17 protein-coding genes and 1 pseudogene are annotated in these 17,865 nt (G+C 62.9%); 11 read left to right on the plus strand and 7 right to left on the minus strand.

Going from position 1 to position 17,865, the window contains the following annotated elements; genetic code table 11:
* Nucleotides 1–87: 87 nt before the first annotated feature.
* The 3 genes from U5768_RS00580 to U5768_RS00590 are packed head-to-tail and all read left to right on the plus strand — an operon-like array spanning nucleotide 88 to nucleotide 2,211.
* Nucleotides 88–1,245, plus strand: a complete 1,158-nt coding sequence (locus tag U5768_RS00580; RefSeq protein ID WP_322028437.1) for an MGDG synthase family glycosyltransferase — start codon at nucleotides 88–90, stop codon at nucleotides 1,243–1,245.
* The gene (locus U5768_RS00585; protein WP_322028438.1) at nucleotides 1,242–1,721 is read left to right on the plus strand and encodes a hypothetical protein; all 480 of its coding nucleotides are present in this window, start codon (nucleotides 1,242–1,244) and stop codon (nucleotides 1,719–1,721) included. Before U5768_RS00580 ends, U5768_RS00585 begins: the two co-directional genes overlap by 4 nt.
* A gap of 31 nt (nucleotides 1,722–1,752) precedes the next feature.
* Entirely contained in the window at nucleotides 1,753–2,211 is a 459-nt protein-coding gene (locus tag U5768_RS00590) for a dual specificity protein phosphatase family protein (protein WP_322028439.1), read from the plus strand.
* Between the two features lie 34 nt (nucleotides 2,212–2,245).
* Here U5768_RS00590 and U5768_RS00595 read toward each other — a convergent pair whose 3' ends face one another.
* Nucleotides 2,246–2,989 (minus strand): helix-turn-helix transcriptional regulator, encoded by a 744-nt coding sequence (locus U5768_RS00595; RefSeq protein ID WP_322028440.1) that lies wholly within the window; start codon nucleotides 2,987–2,989, stop codon nucleotides 2,246–2,248.
* Nucleotides 2,990–3,108: 119 nt separating this feature from the next.
* Here U5768_RS00595 and U5768_RS00600 point away from each other — a divergent pair, with 119 nt between their 5' ends.
* From U5768_RS00600 to U5768_RS00630, 7 genes are all read left to right on the plus strand, one after another.
* Nucleotides 3,109–3,720, plus strand: coding sequence for a YebB family permuted papain-like enzyme (locus U5768_RS00600; RefSeq protein WP_322028441.1), 612 nt, complete (start codon nucleotides 3,109–3,111; stop codon nucleotides 3,718–3,720).
* A 124-nt stretch (nucleotides 3,721–3,844) separates the two neighbouring features.
* A complete protein-coding gene (locus U5768_RS00605; RefSeq protein ID WP_322028442.1) occupies nucleotides 3,845–5,713 on the plus strand; it encodes an MFS transporter in 1,869 nt (622 codons plus the stop codon).
* 81 nt (nucleotides 5,714–5,794) lie between these two features.
* Nucleotides 5,795–7,468 (plus strand): long-chain-fatty-acid--CoA ligase, encoded by a 1,674-nt coding sequence (locus U5768_RS00610; protein ID WP_322028443.1) that lies wholly within the window; start codon nucleotides 5,795–5,797, stop codon nucleotides 7,466–7,468.
* Between the two features lie 232 nt (nucleotides 7,469–7,700).
* The gene (gene fae, locus U5768_RS00615) at nucleotides 7,701–8,213 is read left to right on the plus strand and encodes a formaldehyde-activating enzyme (protein WP_322028444.1); all 513 of its coding nucleotides are present in this window, start codon (nucleotides 7,701–7,703) and stop codon (nucleotides 8,211–8,213) included.
* A gap of 23 nt (nucleotides 8,214–8,236) precedes the next feature.
* Nucleotides 8,237–9,268, plus strand: coding sequence for an aldo/keto reductase (locus tag U5768_RS00620; RefSeq protein ID WP_322028445.1), 1,032 nt, complete (start codon nucleotides 8,237–8,239; stop codon nucleotides 9,266–9,268).
* A complete protein-coding gene (locus U5768_RS00625; RefSeq protein WP_322028446.1) occupies nucleotides 9,265–10,704 on the plus strand; it encodes an NAD-dependent succinate-semialdehyde dehydrogenase in 1,440 nt (479 codons plus the stop codon). The genes U5768_RS00620 and U5768_RS00625 overlap by 4 nt, the downstream gene beginning before the upstream one ends.
* 82 nt (nucleotides 10,705–10,786) lie before the next feature.
* Entirely contained in the window at nucleotides 10,787–12,208 is a 1,422-nt protein-coding gene (locus U5768_RS00630) for an MFS transporter (RefSeq protein ID WP_322028447.1), read from the plus strand.
* A 75-nt stretch (nucleotides 12,209–12,283) separates the two neighbouring features.
* Here U5768_RS00630 and U5768_RS00635 read toward each other — a convergent pair whose 3' ends face one another.
* Entirely contained in the window at nucleotides 12,284–13,153 is an 870-nt protein-coding gene (locus U5768_RS00635) for a LysR family transcriptional regulator (protein ID WP_322028448.1), read from the minus strand.
* Nucleotides 13,154–13,472: 319 nt separating this feature from the next.
* Between U5768_RS00635 and U5768_RS00640 the strand changes: the two are divergent.
* Nucleotides 13,473–13,706 (plus strand): annotated as a pseudogene (locus U5768_RS00640) (DNA methyltransferase); the annotation flags it as partial.
* Here the strand turns inward: U5768_RS00640 and U5768_RS00645 are convergent.
* From U5768_RS00645 to U5768_RS00665, 5 genes are all read right to left on the minus strand, one after another.
* On the minus strand, nucleotides 13,690–14,727 hold the full coding sequence (locus tag U5768_RS00645) for a lysozyme (protein WP_322028449.1): 1,038 nt from the start codon (nucleotides 14,725–14,727) through the stop codon (nucleotides 13,690–13,692). The pseudogene U5768_RS00640 and the gene U5768_RS00645 sit on opposite strands and share 17 nt — an antisense overlap.
* Nucleotides 14,727–15,242: a PAAR domain-containing protein gene (locus tag U5768_RS00650; protein WP_322028450.1), complete on the minus strand. Its 516-nt coding sequence runs from the start codon at nucleotides 15,240–15,242 to the stop codon at nucleotides 14,727–14,729. The genes U5768_RS00645 and U5768_RS00650 overlap by 1 nt, the downstream gene beginning before the upstream one ends.
* A 2-nt stretch (nucleotides 15,243–15,244) precedes the next feature.
* Entirely contained in the window at nucleotides 15,245–15,808 is a 564-nt protein-coding gene (locus U5768_RS00655; RefSeq protein WP_322028451.1) for a PAAR domain-containing protein, read from the minus strand.
* Nucleotides 15,809–16,375 carry a hypothetical protein gene (locus tag U5768_RS00660; protein WP_322028452.1) on the minus strand — a complete coding sequence of 189 codons (567 nt, stop codon included), beginning with the start codon at nucleotides 16,373–16,375 and terminating at the stop codon, nucleotides 15,809–15,811.
* A 76-nt stretch (nucleotides 16,376–16,451) separates the two neighbouring features.
* Complete coding sequence (locus U5768_RS00665) at nucleotides 16,452–17,123, minus strand: PAAR domain-containing protein (protein ID WP_322028453.1); 672 nt, start codon at nucleotides 17,121–17,123, stop codon at nucleotides 16,452–16,454.
* Between the last annotated feature and the right edge of the window lie 742 nt (nucleotides 17,124–17,865).

Genomic DNA, 17,865 nt, shown 5'->3' on the forward strand with positions numbered 1-17,865 from the left:
TCGGCATCCAAAGCGCACGCTTTACGACTCGCCGCGACAAAATCATCCGCTTTCTCAAGGCAACGCCGACCCGATCGGCTAATCGACATGGTCAAGCGAGCAACGAAGATCCTTCTTCTGAGCGTCAGCGCGGGCGCGGGGCACACGCGCGCCGCCGAAGCGATCCAGGCCTTCGCCCAGGCGCATCCGGCGGGCGTCGTGGCTTCCCATCTCGACGTCATGGATTTCGTGCCTTCGACCTTCCGCAAGCTCTACACGGATCTCTACATCGAATTCGTCACGAGCAAGCCGGCCTTGTGGGGCTATCTCTACCAGAAGACCGACGAGGCCGATCCCGCCTCGCTGGCGCAGAAGATCCGGCGCGCCGTGGAACGCCTGAACTGTCGCGCGTTGCTTGCCGCGATCGCGCAATACGAGCCGGATGCCATTGTGTGCACGCATTTCCTGCCGGCCGAACTGCTCTCGCGCGAGATTCGCCATGGCCGCGTGCAGACGCCCGTATGGGTGCAGGTGACTGACTTCGATCTCCACAGCATGTGGATCGTGCCGGCCATGAGCGGCTATTTCGCGGCGAGCGACGAGATCGCCTGGCGCATGCGTATGCGCGGCATCGCCGCGGAGCGCGTGCACGTGAGCGGTATTCCCGTCATGCCCGCGTTCGGCGAGGCGCACGAGCGCGCCGGGTGCGCCGCGCATGCCGGGCTGGACCCCGCGCGTCTGACCTTCATGATGATGGCGGGCGGGGCGGGCTTGTCGGGGCTCGACGCGGCGGCGGCCCGGTTGCTCGATATGGACGGCGATTTCCAGCTCATCGCGCTTGCGGGCCGCAACGAGGCAATGCTCGCGTCGCTTCAGGCGCTAGCGGCGCGGCATCCCGGACGGTTGTTCCCGCAAGGCTTTACGCACCGCGTCGATCGTTTGATGGCTTGCGCGGACCTCGTCGTCACCAAGCCGGGCGGCTTGACGACTTCGGAGTGCCTGGCGATGGGCTTGCCCATGATCGTTACCGCGCCCATCCCCGGACAAGAGGAGCGCAACGCCGACTACCTGCTCGAGCAAGGCGTCGCGCTCAAGGCCATCGACGCCGACGCGCTTGTCTACCGCGTTCGCGCATTGCTCGACCAGCCCGAGCGTCTCGCCGGCATGCGTCAGCGCATCGCGCCGCTTGGGCGGCCGCAGGCGGGGCGCCTCGTGCTCGACACGGTGCTGGACGCGCTCGCGCCGCACGCGCAAGGACCGGCGTGAACCGCGCGCGTTTCGTCCCCGGCCCGCGCCTGCTCGCGCTGCTCGCATGGGTCGTGCTGCTCGGCTTCTTCTTCGCCAATGTCGAAATCCAGATCGAAGGCAGCGCGGGCTGGGCGGCCAATCTGCCGACGTGGCGAATCGAGAAGCACTGGCTGCTCGATATCTTCTGGGGCGGCCGCCCGATGACGGGTTACCACGCATGGGTTTTTCCGTTCGTCGCGCTCTTTTTTCATCTGCCGCCGCTGTTCAACTGGCAATGGTCGTGGCGCATCGAGGCCCGCATCGTTGCCTGCATCATGGTGTTCTGGCTCACCGAGGACTTTCTCTGGTTCGTGCTCAACCCGGCTTACGGTCTCGCGCGCTTCACGCCCGCGAACGTGCCGTGGCACATCCACTGGTTCTGGTTCGCGCCCACCGACTACTGGACGATGAGCGCCGCCGCCGTAGCGCTCCTGTTCGTCTCGCGCACGCGGTGAGAACCGCGCCCTGCAACGAGCGTTTTCCGACATGGCCGTCAACAACCTTTTTTGCGTCACGCCTTCGCTGTATCGCAGCGCGAGGCTCACCCGCCGCGACGTGCCGCATCTGCAGGCGCTCGGCATCCGCAAGGTCGTGAGCTTTCGCGCGTTTCATTCGGACGACGCCATTCTCGCCGGCTCGCAGATCGCGGTGCTGCGCGTGCCGATCAACACCTGGCGCATTTGCGACAAGGACATGATTGCCGTGCTGCGCATCCTGCGCACCGTCGACGACGATGGCCCCGTGCTGATCCACTGCCAGCACGGCGCGGACCGCACGGGGCTCGTGTGCGCACTGTACCGCGTGGTGTATCAGGGCTGGAGCAAGTCCGCGGCGCTCGAAGAACTGCGGCACGGCGGCTTCGGCTTCCACACGATCTGGCGCAACATCCAGCGCTATTTCGAGCGCGTCGACATCGAAGCGCTGCGACACCGCATCGAAGCCTGAGCGGCGCTTTCGGCCCGACCCGGCGCTATTCGCGCTATTCGCCAACCTCGCGCCGCAGCCGCGCGAACATGCGCGGCTCCCACTCACGCGTGCCGATGAGCAACCCGGTTCCGCGCCGATGCGCGAGCGGCGCCGCCGCCGATTCGTCGTGCAGCGCGGCGAACCGGCTCTTGAGCCGGCGCAGCTCCAGTGCGAGTTCGGCGCGCGCTGCGTCGGTCAACATGCCCTGAACGAATTCCAGCGTTTCGCCGCTGGCCGCGAATCGGGCTTCGAGAAAGTCGCCGAGTCCGTGGGTGAGGAAGTATTGCCGGATCGGACCACCCGGTATCCAGTCGAAGTCGCGTGCAACGAGCAAGCGAATGCGGTCGCCGGGCATCAGGGCGATCAGGCCCATGCGGTCGAGCACGAGGAGCAGCTTGAGGCATGCGGCGCGGGAGAGGCGATAGGTGCGCACGATGTCGTCCGGCGACCAGTGGTTGAGCGCGCACACGGCGACCAGCATGAGGTGTTCGTCGGAGACGAGTTGCGCTTCCTGGTCCGCGCTCAACACCTGCAGCGTCGGCACCGCCGAAGCCGCCTGCTGCGCGAGTTCGGCGAGCGTGAGGCCAAGCAGTCCGCACACCTGTTCCAGCCGGCCGATGGTGAAACTTCCCTTCGCGAAGAGCCGCTTGACGCTCGGCTCCGAGAGCCGTAGCGCCAGCGCGACGTCGCGGTAGGTGAGCCGGCGAGCGCGCAACTCGCGCTTCAGCGTCTCGACGAGTTGGGTGGATTCGCTCATGGTGAGTATTAAAAAATGATCCTGTGAGGGCAATTTTACGCGACCGAAATTGCAAGATAAGCATTTGATGATGCCTGCGAGCACAATTCGCCCGGTCAAATCCGTTGAGGACCGTGCTCATGCGCACCCCCGCCATTGCAGTCGCCACCACGCCGCCTACGCCACTCGCCCGCTTGCTGATGCCCGGCGATCTCCTCTTCATCCGCGTGCCGGCGCGGCCCTTTCTGGAAGTCGCGGCCGCCACGCGAAGCTGGACCAATCACGTCGGCGTTGTCGTCGAGACCGGGCGCGGCGAACCGCTCGTGGCCGAAAGCACGTTCCCGCTTGCGCGCTTCACGCCGCTCTCACGCTTCGTCGGGCGTTCGGTGAATCGCGACGTTGTCGCCGCTCGCATGGCATGCGCGCCTCGCGCCGACCAGGCGCACCGCCTGCGCGCCGCGGCGGCGCGTCGTACCGGCGTGCTTTACGACACGGGCTTCAATCTCCACTCGCGTCGCCAGTTCTGTTCGCGCTTCGTGCGAGAAGTGTTCGACGAGGCGCTCGACATCGAGCTTGGTGTAGTGCAGACCTTCGAGCAGCTCTATGCATGCAACGCCGACGCGGATCTGCGTTTCTGGAACGCTTGGTTTCTGGGCCGCATTCCGTGGGCGCGCGAAACGGTCACACCGGCCAGCCTGCTCGAAAGCCCGCTTGTCGAGTTGATCTTCGACAAGCGCACGCTGCGCGGCTGACCGCTCGCACCATCACACGCCGATACTTCCCGCCACCTCCGCTTTGTTCCACGCCATGAATGAAAGCCACTCTCCTTCTTCTCACCACGAACACCGGATCGCCGGCGCCAGGTCGTCGTCATCCATGAAGCTGCTGCGCGAGCGCCGCTTCGCGCCGTTCTTCTGGACGCAGTTCTTCGGCGCGCTCAACGACAACGCGTTCAAGATCGGCTTCACTTCGCTCGTCACGTACGAGAGCGCGATGTTCCCCGGCGTGCACGCGAAGACAGCCGCATTCCTGATTCCGGCGATCTTCGTCCTGCCGTTCGTGCTCTTTTCCGCGACATCCGGTCAGATCGCCGACAAGTTCGACAAGGCCGTGCTCACGCGCCTCGTCAAGTCGTTCGAGATCGCGGCCATGTTGATCGGCGCGCTGGGATTCGGCCTGCATAGCGCGCCGCTGCTCTATCTGTGCACTTTCCTGATGGGCGTGCATTCGGCGCTGTTCGGCCCGGTGAAATACGCTTACTTGCCGCAGCATCTCGCCGAAGGCGAACTCGTCGGCGGCAACGGGCTGGTCGAAACGGGAACGTTCGTTGCGATTCTTCTCGGCACGATCGTCGGGGGACTGGCGGCGTCGGCGGCGCACGGGCCAGCCGTGCTGGCGGAGTCGTGCGTGGGGATCGCGCTCGCGGGGAGAGTCGCCTCGGCTTTCGTGCCCGCTTCGCCCGCACCGCAGCCGGCGTTACGCATCAACTGGAATCCGGCTGGTGAAACGTGGCGCAATCTTGCCATTGCCCGCAGCGACCGCACGGTATTCCTGGGACTGCTTGGTATTTCGTGGCTGTGGTTCGTCGGCGCGATCTTCCTCTCGTCGTTCTTCAACTTTGCGAAGGACGTGCTGAGCGCCAACCCCGACGTCGTCACGGTGCTGCTCGCCACGTTTTCCATGGGCATCTGCGCAGGCTCGCTGCTCTGCGAACGCCTTTCGCGCGGACGTATCGAAATCGGGCTCGTGCCGCTGGGTTCGATCGGCATCAGCGTGTTCGCTATCGATCTGTTTTACGCGAGCCATACGCTGCCCGCCGCGAGCCATTTGCAGAACGTCGGCGAATTTCTTGGCGTGCCGCTGCATTGGCGCGTGCTTGCCGATCTGTTTCTGCTTGCCGCGTTCAGCGGCCTCTACAGCGTGCCGCTCTATGCGCTGATCCAGAGCCGCAGCCCGGAGAGCCACAGGGCGCGCATCATGGCCGCCAACAACATCCTCAACTCGCTGTTCATGGTTGCCGCCGCGCTGCTGGCCGTGGGTCTGGGCGCGGTTGGCATCGGCATTCCTGGCCTTTTTCTCGCGACGGGGCTGCTCAACATCGCTGTCGCCGTTTATATCTACGCGCTGGCGCCGCAGTTTCTTTTGCGTTTTGTCGCGTGGGTGCTCGTGCAGACGTTCTATCGCATCCGGCTCGTCGGCGTCGAGCGCATTCCGCAGAAGGGCGCGGCGGTGCTGGTCTGCAACCACGTGAGCTTCGTCGACGCCATCGTCATCATGGCGCAAAGTCCGCGGCCAATCCGCTTCGTGATGGATCACCGCATCTTCCGCTCGCCGCTCGCGGGCTGGGTCTTTCGTCACGTCAAGGCGATTCCCATCGCCCCGGCGCACGAGGACGCACCGTTGCTTGAGCGCGCGTATGCGGCCTGCGCCGAAGCGTTGGCGGACGGCGAACTCGTCTGCATCTTTCCCGAAGGCAAGCTCACGCGTACCGGCGACATCAATCCGTTTCGCCACGGCGTAACGGAGATCCTGCGGCGCGCCCCCGCGCCGGTCATACCCATGGCGTTGCGCGGCCTGTGGGGCAGCGTATTTTCGCGCGACACGCAGGCGCGCGCGCCGAGGCCGCTGCGCCGTGGCGTGGCGAGCGTGCTTACGCTCGTCGTGGGCGAGCCGCTACCGGCGGCGGACGCCACGCCCCAACGGCTGCAGCAGATCGTGGAAGACCTGCGCGGCGCGCACCGCTAGACGATTCGCGCGGCGCTCATGCAAGCCGTCCCGACGAACGGGCGGCACTCATCACTCATTCCGAAGACGCACGACATCATCATGGAAAAACCCTGGCTTGCCGCGTATCCCGCGGGCGTCCCGGCAGAAATCGACGTGAATCGCTACCGGTCCGTCACGGCCCTGTTCAAAGAAAGCTTCGGGCGCTACGGCTCGCAACCCGCCTTTGCGTGCATGGGCAAATCGATCAGCTATGCACAGCTCGACGCGCTTTCGCGCAATCTGGCGGCGTGGTTCCAGTCGACCGGCATGCGCAAAGGCGCGCGCGTGGCGATCATGATGCCCAATGTGCTTCAGTACCCGGTCGCGCTCGCCGCGATCCTGCGCGCGGGCTATGTCGTGGTGAACGTGAATCCGCTCTACACGCCTCGCGAACTCGAACATCAGCTAAAAGACAGCGCGGCGCAAGCGATCGTCGCGCTCGACAACTTCGCGGCGACGCTGCAGGCGGTCGTGCGCAACACGGCGATCCAGCACGTCGTCGTGGCGACGCTGGGCGACCTGCTCGGCGCGAAAGGGTGGTTCGTGAACTTCGCGGCGCGCCACGTCAAGAAGATGGTGCCCGCGTGGAGTCTGCCCGGCCACACGCCGTTCAACCAGGCGCTCGCGCGCGGCGCACGCCTGCCGTTCGCGGCGGTGGATCAGCAGCCCGACGACGTCGCGTTTCTTCAGTACACGGGCGGCACGACCGGCGTTTCGAAGGGCGCGACGCTGCTCCATCGCAATCTGATCGCGAATCTGATGCAGACGCAGGCATGGCTCGAACCGGCGCGCGCGAAACGGCCCGGCTCCGGCCAGTTGACGACGGTAGTCGCGTTGCCGCTCTATCACGTGTTTGCGCTGACCGTTTGCGGGCTGCTCACGATCCAGACCGGCGCGCTCGGTGTGCTGATTCCGAATCCGCGCGACATCGGCGGCATGATCCGCGCGCTGCGCGGCTACCGCATCACCATGCTGCCTGCCGTGAATACGCTCTACAACGCGCTGCTCGATCATCCGGATTTCGGGCAACTGGACTGCTCGCAACTCTTCGGGGCGGTGGGCGGCGGCATGGCGGTGCAGGAAAGCGTGGCAAGGCGGTGGTTCGAGAAGACGGGCGCGCCCGTCATCGAAGGGTACGGTCTGACCGAGACGACAGCCTGCGTCACCTGCAACGCTGCCGATTCGACGCGATACAGCGGCACGATCGGCTTGCCGCTGCCCTCGACGGAAATATCGATTCGCGACGACGACGGCAACGAAGTGGCGCGCGGCGAGTCGGGCGAGCTTTGCATTCGCGGTCCGCAGGTGATGGCCGGCTACTGGAATCGCGCGGACGAAACGCAAGGCGTCATGACGGCGGACGGCTTCTTCAAGTCGGGCGACATCGCCGTGATGGACGAACAGGGCTTCGTGAAGATCGTCGACCGGAAGAAGGACATGATCCTCGTCTCGGGCTTCAACGTGTATCCGAATGAAATCGAAGACGTGGTCGCGCTGCATCCCGGCGTTTTCGAGGTTGCGGCGGTCGGCGTGCCGGATGCGCATTCGGGCGAGGCGGTGAAGGTTTTCGTCGTGCGCCGCGACCCGGCGCTCACGGAGACCGACGTGTCCGACTGGTGCAAGGAGCGGCTGACAGGCTACAAGCGGCCACGGCGCGTCGAATTCCGCGACGCGCTTCCCAAAAGCAACATCGGCAAAATTTTGCGGCGCGAGTTGCGGGACGGCAAGGCGTGAGGAACTGAAATTCCGCCGATAGCGGCACCGTGAATCGAGGCCGCGTTGTCCGTTCGTATTCCTGAATACCTTTCGCGATTCGCGCGCGCACGGCTTTCGGCGCTACCTGGCGAAAACCCGGATATGAGTTTGCCTCTCACCCCGCTGAGAAATCATCGATTCATGCGCGGCGCACCCCAATCGCACAATCCGACGACCGTTTCAATTCCAGATCAGAAGAGGAGCAGGAAAAATGGACAAGCAGCTTTATATCGGCGAAGGGTTCGAAGGTCCGGGCGTCAATCTCGCGCACATCAACGTGCTGGTCGGACCGCGCAGCGGCCCGGCCGGTCAGGCTTTTTCGACCGCGCTGGCCACGCCCTCCGCGGGTCATGCGCCGTTCGTGGTGATCGCACAGCCGGGCGTTCCCACGAAGCCGCTCACGCTCTACGTGAACAAGGCACAGATCGAGGGAGACTTCCACGGCAACGCAACGTGGGGCGCGTCGCAGGCCGGCATCGCCAGGGCAGTGGCTGAATCGCTCGAAAACGGCACGCTGCCGCCGGAAGCGGAAAACGACTGGGTCGTGGTGTCGGCGAACTGGGTCAACCCGAAGACCGACGACCTCGACGCGGTATTCAAAAACAATTACATGGCCTGCAAGAACGCCATCGTCGCAGCCATGAAGGGCCTGCCCCGCAAGGAAGACGTGTTCGCCGCCGCGCGCGACGTGTCCAACCCGTTCTATACGCCGAAGAAAGCCTGAGCGACCCAGGTAAGAGGACAAAAATGGAATACATCCGCCTTGGGCAATCCGGCCTGAAAGTATCGCGTCTGTGCCTCGGCACGATGAACATGGGCACGCCGCAATGGAAGCCGTGGATTTTCGATGAAGCGCAAAGCGAGCCGATCGTGCGCCACGCGCTCGACGCAGGCGTCAACTTCATCGACCTCGCCGACTTCTATTCGACGGGCGTGGGCGAAGAAGTCGTCGGCCGGATTCTGAAGCGGCTCACGCGCCGCGAGGAAATCGTCGTGACGACCAAGGTCGGCTACGACATGGGCGCGTATCAGAACGCGGGCGGCCACTCGCGCAAGCACGTGATGGACGCCATCGACGGCTCGCTCAAGCGTCTCGGCATGGATTACGTCGACATCTACATGCTGCATTATTTCGACGTGAATACGCCGGTCGAGGAAACGATGGGCGCGCTGAACGATATCGTGCGTGCGGGCAAGGCGCGCTATATCGGCGTGTCGACGATGTACACGTGGCAGTTCGCGAAGATCATGCAGGTGTGCGACCGCAACGGCTGGCACAAGCCCGTCAACATGCAGCTTCAGCTCAATGCCGCATACCGCGAGGAAGAGCGGGAGATGATTCCCTACTGCATCGATCAGGGTGTGGGCGTGTCCGTTTTCAGTCCGCTCGCTCGCGGCCTGCTCTCGTGCGACGCCGCGTCGACGCGCAACCAGACCGACTTCTTCACGGCGCAGATGTATGGCGACGCCGCGTCGCGCGAGATCTCGGCGTCGGTTGCCCGCGTGGCGCGTGCGCGCGGCGTGAGCCCCGCCCAGATCGCGCAGGCGTGGGTGCTCTCGCGCGAAGGCGTATCGAGCATGCTCGTGGGCGCGGATTCGCCCGCGCAGTTCGACAGCGCGCTCGCGGCCCTCACGACCGACCTCAGCGCGGACGAACTGTATGAGATCGACCGCAACTACACGCCGTGCGATCTCATCAACGACTACACGGCGGGCCGGCGCGTGGCGCGCGAGGCGCGTCCGGCACAAGCCTTCGGCGAAGAGGTGCGGGCAGCATGAGCGAATTTCTGCGTACTGGGCATTACATCGACGGCGCCTGGCGCACCGGCAGCCAGACCTATGCGGTCCGCAACCCGGCTACCGGCGAAATCATCGCGCAGGTAGCGAAGGCCGGCGGCGACGAAACGCGCGAAGCCATTGCGGCCGCCGAGCATGCTTTTCCCGCGTGGCGCGCGTTGACGGCCAAGGAGCGCGGCGCGCGCGTGAAACGCTGGGGCGAGCTGATGCTCGAACATCGCGACGCGCTGGCCGAACTCCTCTCGCGCGAGCAGGGCAAGCCGCTTGCCGAAGCACGGGGCGAGGTGGCTTATGCCGCGAGCTTCTTCGAATGGTTCGCCGAAGAGGCGAAGCGCTGCTACGGCGACGTCATTCCGAGCCCGAAGCCGAACTCGCGCATCATCGTGACGCGCGAGCCGGTGGGCGTGGTGGCCGCGATCACGCCGTGGAATTTCCCGCTCGCGATGATCACGCGAAAGGTCGGCCCCGCGCTCGCGGCGGGTTGCACGATGGTGCTCAAGCCTTCGGAGGAGACCCCGCTCAGCGCGTTCGCGCTCGGCGTGCTGGCCGCGCAGGCGGGCGTGCCGGCGGGCGTGTTCAACATCGTATCCGGCGATGCGGTCGCCATCGGCAATGCGCTCACGGAGTCGCCTGTCGTGCGCAAGCTCTCGTTCACGGGCTCCACGCGCGTGGGCAAGCTCCTCGCGCGCCAGTCGTCGGACACGCTCAAGAAGCTCTCGCTCGAACTGGGCGGCAACGCGCCGTTCATCGTCTTCGACGACGCCGATCTCGACGCAGCGGTGCAGGGCGCCATCGCATCGAAGTTCCGCAATACCGGGCAGACGTGCGTTTGCGTGAACCGCTTCTACGTGCAGGACGGCATTTACGACGCGTTCACGAAAGCGTTCGCGAAGGCAGTGAAGGCGTTGCGCGTGGGCGCGGCGCTGAGCGGCGACTTCGACCAGGGGCCGCTCATCAACGACGCGGCGCTAACGAAGGTCGAGGCTCACGTCGCCGATGCGCAGCGACATGGCGCGCGCGTGCTCACGGGCGGCAAGCGGCATGCGCTCGGCGGCACTTTCTATGAGCCGACGGTGCTCGTCGATGCATCCGCCGGCATGCTGATCGCTTCGGAGGAAACGTTCGGGCCGGTCGCCGCGTGCTTCCGGTTCAGTACGGAGAGCGAAGTGATTACGCTTGCCAACGACACGCCGTATGGCTTGTCCGCGTACTTCTATACGCGCGACCTTGCGCGCGCCTGGCGTGTTTCCGAAGCGCTGGAATCGGGAATGGTGGGCATCAACGACGGCATCATCTCGACCGAAGTCGCGCCGTTCGGCGGCGTGAAGCAATCGGGCCTGGGCCGTGAGGGATCGAAGTACGGGCTCGACGAGTATGTGGAACTCAAATACGTGTTGATGGCCGGTCTCGGCCAGTAAGGACACGACCGCGACGCTTGCGTGCGCAAGCGTCGCAAACCGCAGTACGAAACTCGAATCAGAATTACCGCAAGGAGACAGCATGGCTAATCGCCCTTCGTGGCCGGACGCCCTCGACGAGGCGCCGGTTCGTCCGTCTGCGCCCGCCTATGATGCAAAGAGCGACGCAAAGCGCGGCGCGCAACATCGGGATCAGGGGCGTGTGACGCTGGACGACATTCCCGTCAACGCTTTCCATATCAAGATTGCAGGCCTGACCTTCGGCGCCCATTTCACCGAGGGCTACGCGCTGGGCACGATCGGCTATGCGCTCGCGTCGCTCAACAAACAGATGCCGCTCGACACCTTCTGGACCGGCATGGTGGGCAGCGCCGCGCTGATCGGCATTTTTCTCGGCAGCCTCGTATTCGGGCGTCTTTCCGACCGCATGGGTCGCCAGCGCATTTTCCTGCTGAGCTTTCTGATCATCACGATTGCCGCGTTCGCGCAGTTTTACGTCAGCTCGCCGCTCATGCTTTGCGCGCTTCGAGTGCTGATCGGCATCGGCATGGGCGGCGATTTCGCCGTCGGCCATACGTTCCTTGCGGAGTTCTCGCCGCGCAAGCATCGGGGCACGCTGCTCGGTTCGTTCAGCGTGATCTGGACGATGGGTTACGTGGTGGCCAGCGTTCTCGGCATTTATTACGCGGAAGCGTCGCCCGACGCCTGGCGTTGGCTGCTCGCCTCGGCCGGCGTACCGGCGCTCTTCGTGCTGCTGGCGCGCATGGGCACGCCCGAGTCGCCGCGCTGGCTGCAGAGCAAGGGCCGCGTGGCGGAGGCCAATGCCATTGTCCACAAATACTTTGGACCGAACGTCGTGCTCGACGCCGTGCCCGACATGCCAAAGGAGGCCAACGACGGCTTCGCACGCCTGTTCAAGCCGGACATGATCCGCCGCACGCTGTTCAACTGCACGTTCTTCGTGTGCCTCGTGATTCCGTATTTCGCGATCTACACGTTCCTGCCCGCGGTTCTCAAGGCGGTGCATCTGAACGAAGGCACGGGGGCGGACTTCCTGCTCAACGGCTTCCTGATCTTCGGCGCGCTGCTCGGCATCTGGCTGATGATCCGCCTGCCGCGGCGAACCTTCCTGATCGCGTCGTTCCTGATCACCTGCGCGTCGCTCGCCACGCTGAGCCTGCTGCCCGATTCCGCGCGCACGGCCATGATCGTCGCGTTCGCGGTCTTCACGGTGACGATGTCCGCGTTTTCGAATCTCGTGGGGGTGTATCCGCCGGAATGCTTCCCGACTTCCGTGCGCGCGTGCGGCGTGGGCGTGGCGATTGCGTGCAGCCGCCTCGGATCGGCAATCGGCACGTTCCTGCTGCCGCTTGGCATTGCGCAGTTCGGCTTTCATCCGACGATGATGGCGCTGGCCGCCGTCCTGTTGATCGGAGCGCTCGTGTCGTTGGCGTGGGCGCCGGAGACGAAGCATTTGACGCTCAATCAGGCGAGCCACCACTGACGGGGTACGCCCATGCCCGGGCCGCCCTTGCGACGGCTCAGGCGGCTCAGCCGGTTCTCGCCCGGCTCACTCGGCTTACTCGGCGACCATGATCTGCTGGCGCACCCAGTCCGCAAAGGCCTGCACGTGCGCCAGTTGCACGTTCTCGCGGGCAATGTCGAGCCAGTAGCCGTGGGGTCCGGTGACCTGCACGTCGGAGAGTGGGACGAGGCTGCCGTTCGCGAGTTCCTCGGTGATCATGTTGCGGTCGACAATGGCGAGCCCCGCGCCCTTGCGCGCCGCGTGGATGGCCTGTTCCAGCGTCGAGAATTCGATGCCGTCGTCTTCGCCGTCGCCGGGCAGATCGGCGGCGTTCAGCCAGTCGGACCAGAAGTTGAGCCGCTCGCCTTCATGCAGCACATGCAGATGCGGCAATCTGCGCAGGAGCGTTTCGAACGGTTCGCCGGCGAGCGAGGGCGCGCTGACCAGCGTATGCCGCTCCACGGCCATGAGTTCAGAGTAGGCGCCTGGCAGCGCGCTGGTCCCGAAACGTATCGCGCAGTGACAGTCGGCGGTCGGACTCGTGCGGACCGAGAGATCGACGTCCGGCAGCGCGGCGGAAAGCAGCGGCAGACGCGGCGAGAACCACTGCGTGGCGAAGGTCGGCGGCAAGGCGATCACGAGCCTGCGGCGCGCTTTCTCCGAAGACGCCGCGAGCGTGCCGCGTTCGAGCAGGTCGAACGCCTCGGAAACACACGGCAGCAGGCGCGTTCCCGCCGAGGTGAGCCGAATGCCGCGATGATCGCGTTCGAAGAGCTTTTCCCCGAGCGACTCTTCCAGGATTCTGATCTGCCGGCTCACCGCGCCTTGGGTGACGCAAAGCGATTTGGCAGCGCGATTGAAACTCAGGTGTTGCGCGGTTTCTTCGAAAAAACGCAGTGCGATCAGAGAGGGGAGGCGTCGCATGAGATCTTGCCTGGTGGCAGCCGGGAGGCAACGGGGACGCGCAAATTACGATGGAAGCGTTCCATCGTCAAGCGATAAATTGGGCCTGACAGAAAGATCTGACGGCGGCCCGACCAGTTGGCACACCGTCAAATCAATCGACAAGATGCGCCCGTCCACACGGTCGCGACCGCTGCGCGTGACCAGATCGACCAGACCTTTCACGGCGCAATGCGAATACGTCATATGGGGCACGGCGGGTACGATGCCCGTGAATCCATCAGGCGAAGCGATACCGGGATTTTACGAGTGAGTAGCGCCGCGCGATCGGGTACACGTCACGCAAAAGCCATTGCCGCTTAAGCGTGAGCTACTGCGCGTTGTGCGTCCTGGTGGCGTAGTGCTTGATTGCTTCATGGGTGCAGGTACAACGGGCGTAGCATGTATACAGACTGGCCGCCGCTTCGTGGGTATCGAACTGGACCCTGGGCATTTTCGTAATGAAAAGCCCCGCTGGCGCGGGGCAACGTGCATCAACATATGGCAAACGAGTGCTCCTAATTCGTCGTTATAGAACGTAGATCGTGAAGAAACTCATTTTGCTGTTTCCTAATCGAATAGCGGCAACGTGCGGCCATAACGTCGTATAGCTCGATATGATTTCTCCGCTCCCGTTCTTTCAGTGACGGGTACTCGATACTAATTGCAAGATCGCAAGCCTTCGCCGCTTCGTCTTGCGCTCGCATGTAGCTGACCAATTCGGCCTTATTCTCGTCACTAATGCCGTGAGCCATCTTAATTGCGCCAGAAAGTTTCTGATTATCCGCCTCCAGACTCTTTGTGTGGCCTTCGTAGCAATCGAAATCCCCGAAGCCACCGCCGCCAACGTGTCGCAGGCAGTTTGCTTGCGTAAGATTTTCACTTGCATACGAACCCTGAAGATAGCCAATTGCCAATATGGCAGCGGCGGCTAGCTTAGTGATACGCATGATGATGTCCCTTGGGGTGGTTGGTCGCTTTATGTGATGAATCGTGAGTCGCGCCGTAGTTCCCTGTTTCAAAAGTCGTGCCTCCAAGGCCCTTCGCCATTCGATGCCGTGCGCACGGTAAGTTTTTATATAGGCAGGGATTGCCGCATAACTACCGGTATTTACCTTGTCAACTAGTTTCGCGATCCCTCCTGCTGGACCTGCATTATAGGCAATGCTTACCAGTGCATCATATTCGTATTGATTAAGTGGGACCTTGATTCTACGGTTTATAGCAGATTCGCATTCGTCAAAATTTTCCTTAGTGAATTCGCGTGCGCGTTCTATCGTGATTTTATCCCCGACCTTTAACTTATCTTCCGGCCTAACCTTGTGACCAAGCGCGACCGTAGGATAGCCCTTGCTATCAACATAAACCTCCAGAATCATTCCATCGACTACCGGAAGCCCCATATAGGTTCCGTTCAAAACTCCGCTTTCTAGTACCGCCATAAAGGTGACGCCATCGGCGGAAATCGTCCACGGCTTACAAATTCGGCCTGATTGGAGATTTACACATGAGTTAGGGTCGGTGTTCGTTTCAGCGCTTCCGAGTGGGTCGGGCATTATGCTTCCTCTCTGTGACCAAGATAAATTTGGATGGATTGCGCGCCGTCTGTTTCGTAGCGCTCTGTGAGTCCACTTGAGCCGGTTACGCCGTGCCGTAGTTCGCCCGACGGCATGCGAACTGTGTAGTAGGTATCCGCGAGCGGTGAGCCCTGCGCGTCGCGAAGCGTAAACTGTTGATCGTATGTCTCACTCGTAAGCGACACTTCGCGCGTTCCGGGTTGCGCGTCGCCCGCGCTTTCAGTGAAAAGGGCATTCGAACCGCCCCATGCGAACACGAAATTTTCGCCACAGGGGCATAGAACGCGATCGCCGTCCTTGACCATTGGATAACCGTCATCGAGCCAATCGTCAGCGGTGCCGTAAATTTCCCATGCCCCTTTGCACTTTCCGCACGTCGCCTTGTTTCCCTTTCGGGCGTACATCTTGCCGCGCTCGTCATACATGCGGCTTCGGCCGATGACTTCACCGCCCGTCGACGTGCGATCCCCGTCTGTGGCCAGTCGATCAAACATGCTTACTCCCTGTGCCCGAGATAGATTGCGATTTTTTGCGCGCCCTCCGTTACGTGCCTCGCGGTGCGGCCTGTACTGTCCGTAGTGCAGTGAATGAGCACACCGTCCGGCATGCGTACTGTGTAATACGTGTCCGCGAGCGCGTTACCCCTTACGTCCGTGAGCGTAAATTGCTCGTCATGTCTTGCCCTGCCTGCTGTAGCGTAGGACGTCCATGACGTGCTAAAGGAAGCGTCGCCATTGTCGATGTACTCACAACTACGCGCGTAACGCGCAACGACGCGTGGATGCTGCGGGCATTTGCAAAGCACGATATCGCCGCTCACCGCTTCAAACGCTTGCAAGCGTTCGTCCCATCCTCTCAGGCTTTCGCGAATGCCAGCCCCGGACAGAATCGGGCCGAATGCCTGGCAAACAGAACACCAGGCCTCTTGTCCCAGGTGCGCCTGTTTTCTCTCGCGCCCGTCCGGGCCTTCGATGGTCGAATGATCCGCGCCGCCGATAACGCGACTGTTCCCGCCGTTATCGAGTGGATCCCCTTCAACAATTGCATAGTAGATCGTCAATTACGCCTCCCTGTGTCCGAGATAGAGCGCAAGGCGTTGCACGCCGTCCGTCCGATATCGCGCAGTCTTGCCCGCCGAATCGGTAATGCCGTGGAGTAATTCGCCGGACGGCATACGCACGGTGTACCAGGTATTCACAAGCGATTTACCAGCCGCGTCGGACAGCGTGAATTGTTGGTCGTATGCGAAGATTTGCGCCGGCGCTCTCGCAGCCGACGCGACCTTATCCTGGCCCTGGTCGAGAATCATCCATTTGCGCCCGTATGCCGCGACGATTCTGGGATGGTCGGCGCATTTGCATAGAACAATATCGCCGCCGACAGCTTGATCCCGCCCGCCGTTGACAAGATCGAGCATGCGCCCGCCCTTGCGTATGTTCACGCCGTATGTGATAGAGCCGGTGCTATTGCACTTCGTACACCAGGCATCATCTCTAATGAACACCATACGGCGCGGGCGCCCAGATTCGTCCTCAATGGTTCCAACGTTTTTCGTGGCGTAAACACGGCTTCCTTCGCCGCTTGTGAGTGGATCGCCGTCCACTGCCGCATAGTAAACACCAGCCATTTGCGCCTCCTTGTGTCCAGGATAAACGGCGGCAGGTTGCACGCCGTTTGTTTGATGCCGCGTCGTGCGGCCTGGACTACTGGCGCGTCAGCGCGACGCCGTGTTCATCAATGGGCACAAAAACAGTGGACGTGCGCGGCTCGCGGTGCGGGCTGTCCGTAATCATGTCGCCGTTATCCAGCAGACTGCCGATGACCGCATAGCGGCAACGTTCATTGCCCACCATACCGACTCCCGTAATGATGCGTGCGCGGGTTCCATCCTCGTACTCGACAAAATCGCCAATGCTCGCGGCCTTGCGGTATGTATCATCGACTTCCCAATCGCTCGATACTTCGCGGACCATGCCGCCGCGTGCGGTGGTCGCACCGAACACGGCGAAGCGCGCGAGCGGTTCACGCTGCGGGGGTGTCCAGCTTGCATCGAACAGGCCCGGAACCTCTGTTCCGTCTTCAATAAACAGCCCCTTTGCGAGGTGCCCCCATGGCGTTTCGATGATTCGATCGCCGTTGCTCAGGTGTGAACCGACAAGCGCAGCGGCGCGGTTGTCAATGGTTGCCGCGTAACCCGCTCCGTCCACAATGACCGCCTGGCTTCCACCGGGGTATGTCACAACGTCGCCAACGCGGGCAATACCCAGACCGCACAACTTCATTTTCGATGCAGTGCTAATCCGGCCTCCGCGCTCAGTGAGTGCGGCAATCGTTGCGAAGCGGTAATGCGTTCCCTTACGCTCCTGTTCCGACATTTCCATACCTCCATGAAGTAGAAAAACGACCGGCCCCGAACTGCGACCGGCGACGCAGCGGGTGAACCTTCGCTCGTATAGGCGATGCTGACGCCGCTTTCGCGGAGGGGATATCGGACTGTTCTGATTCAGGGTGCGAACAATTCACAGCGCATCGGGCCGCGCTCTTGACTTGACATTCGACAAAACGTGTCTAATATCGCGAATTATTCGGATGGTCGAAATCCGACTCGATTAAGTGAAAGAGCCCGCGCAATGCGGGCTTTCGTGTTTCTGCGCTGTACAAATCCCCCGTAAAGGCTCACTCATGCGAGACCTGTTCGAGTCATGCGGCGACGCTGCGCGATGCGCTACGCCACGCCGTCGAGCGTGGCGGTATGTCTTCGCTCGGTGTCCTGCATCAGGGCGTGCCGTCCGCCGCATCCGTCGCCAGCTCGAACGGCCCGCACCTATCGCGCGCGCTGCTCGTTATCGCCTACGCGCCGCGGACGCTGAAATGCAGTTGCGGTGCGCGCTGCTGCGCGGGCAGCTATCCGAATCCCGAATGGGCCGACGCCATGCGCGTGTTACTCGCACACGTTGCACCGCTACTCGCAGGACACGCAGCGAACGAAGCACTGCATAGCGCGATCATGCGAACGCATTGACGCGCACAAAGGAAACGGCGGTAAGCCTCGCGGAATGGTGCGGCGTGAACCGGCACACGGTCGCGGCACACGTCGGCATCATGCGTTCCCGTAAC

Source organism: Paraburkholderia sp. J76, assembly GCF_905220295.1.
GTDB lineage: Bacteria > Pseudomonadota > Gammaproteobacteria > Burkholderiales > Burkholderiaceae > Paraburkholderia.

Coding starts and splice junctions, on each gene's coding strand:
- U5768_RS00580 (WP_322028437.1), top strand. CDS start 88: ATGGTCAAGCGAGCAACGAAGATCCTTCTTCTGAGCGTCAGCGCGGGC.
- U5768_RS00590 (WP_322028439.1), top strand. CDS start 1,753: ATGGCCGTCAACAACCTTTTTTGCGTCACGCCTTCGCTGTATCGCAGC.
- U5768_RS00595 (WP_322028440.1), bottom strand. CDS start 2,989: ATGAGCGAATCCACCCAACTCGTCGAGACGCTGAAGCGCGAGTTGCGC.
- U5768_RS00600 (WP_322028441.1), top strand. CDS start 3,109: ATGCGCACCCCCGCCATTGCAGTCGCCACCACGCCGCCTACGCCACTC.
- U5768_RS00605 (WP_322028442.1), top strand. CDS start 3,845: ATGAAGCTGCTGCGCGAGCGCCGCTTCGCGCCGTTCTTCTGGACGCAG.
- U5768_RS00610 (WP_322028443.1), top strand. CDS start 5,795: ATGGAAAAACCCTGGCTTGCCGCGTATCCCGCGGGCGTCCCGGCAGAA.
- fae (WP_322028444.1), top strand. CDS start 7,701: ATGGACAAGCAGCTTTATATCGGCGAAGGGTTCGAAGGTCCGGGCGTC.
- U5768_RS00620 (WP_322028445.1), top strand. CDS start 8,237: ATGGAATACATCCGCCTTGGGCAATCCGGCCTGAAAGTATCGCGTCTG.
- U5768_RS00625 (WP_322028446.1), top strand. CDS start 9,265: ATGAGCGAATTTCTGCGTACTGGGCATTACATCGACGGCGCCTGGCGC.
- U5768_RS00630 (WP_322028447.1), top strand. CDS start 10,787: ATGGCTAATCGCCCTTCGTGGCCGGACGCCCTCGACGAGGCGCCGGTT.
- U5768_RS00635 (WP_322028448.1), bottom strand. CDS start 13,153: ATGCGACGCCTCCCCTCTCTGATCGCACTGCGTTTTTTCGAAGAAACC.
- U5768_RS00645 (WP_322028449.1), bottom strand. CDS start 14,727: ATGCCCGACCCACTCGGAAGCGCTGAAACGAACACCGACCCTAACTCA.
- U5768_RS00650 (WP_322028450.1), bottom strand. CDS start 15,242: ATGTTTGATCGACTGGCCACAGACGGGGATCGCACGTCGACGGGCGGT.
- U5768_RS00660 (WP_322028452.1), bottom strand. CDS start 16,375: ATGGCTGGTGTTTACTATGCGGCAGTGGACGGCGATCCACTCACAAGC.
- U5768_RS00665 (WP_322028453.1), bottom strand. CDS start 17,123: ATGTCGGAACAGGAGCGTAAGGGAACGCATTACCGCTTCGCAACGATT.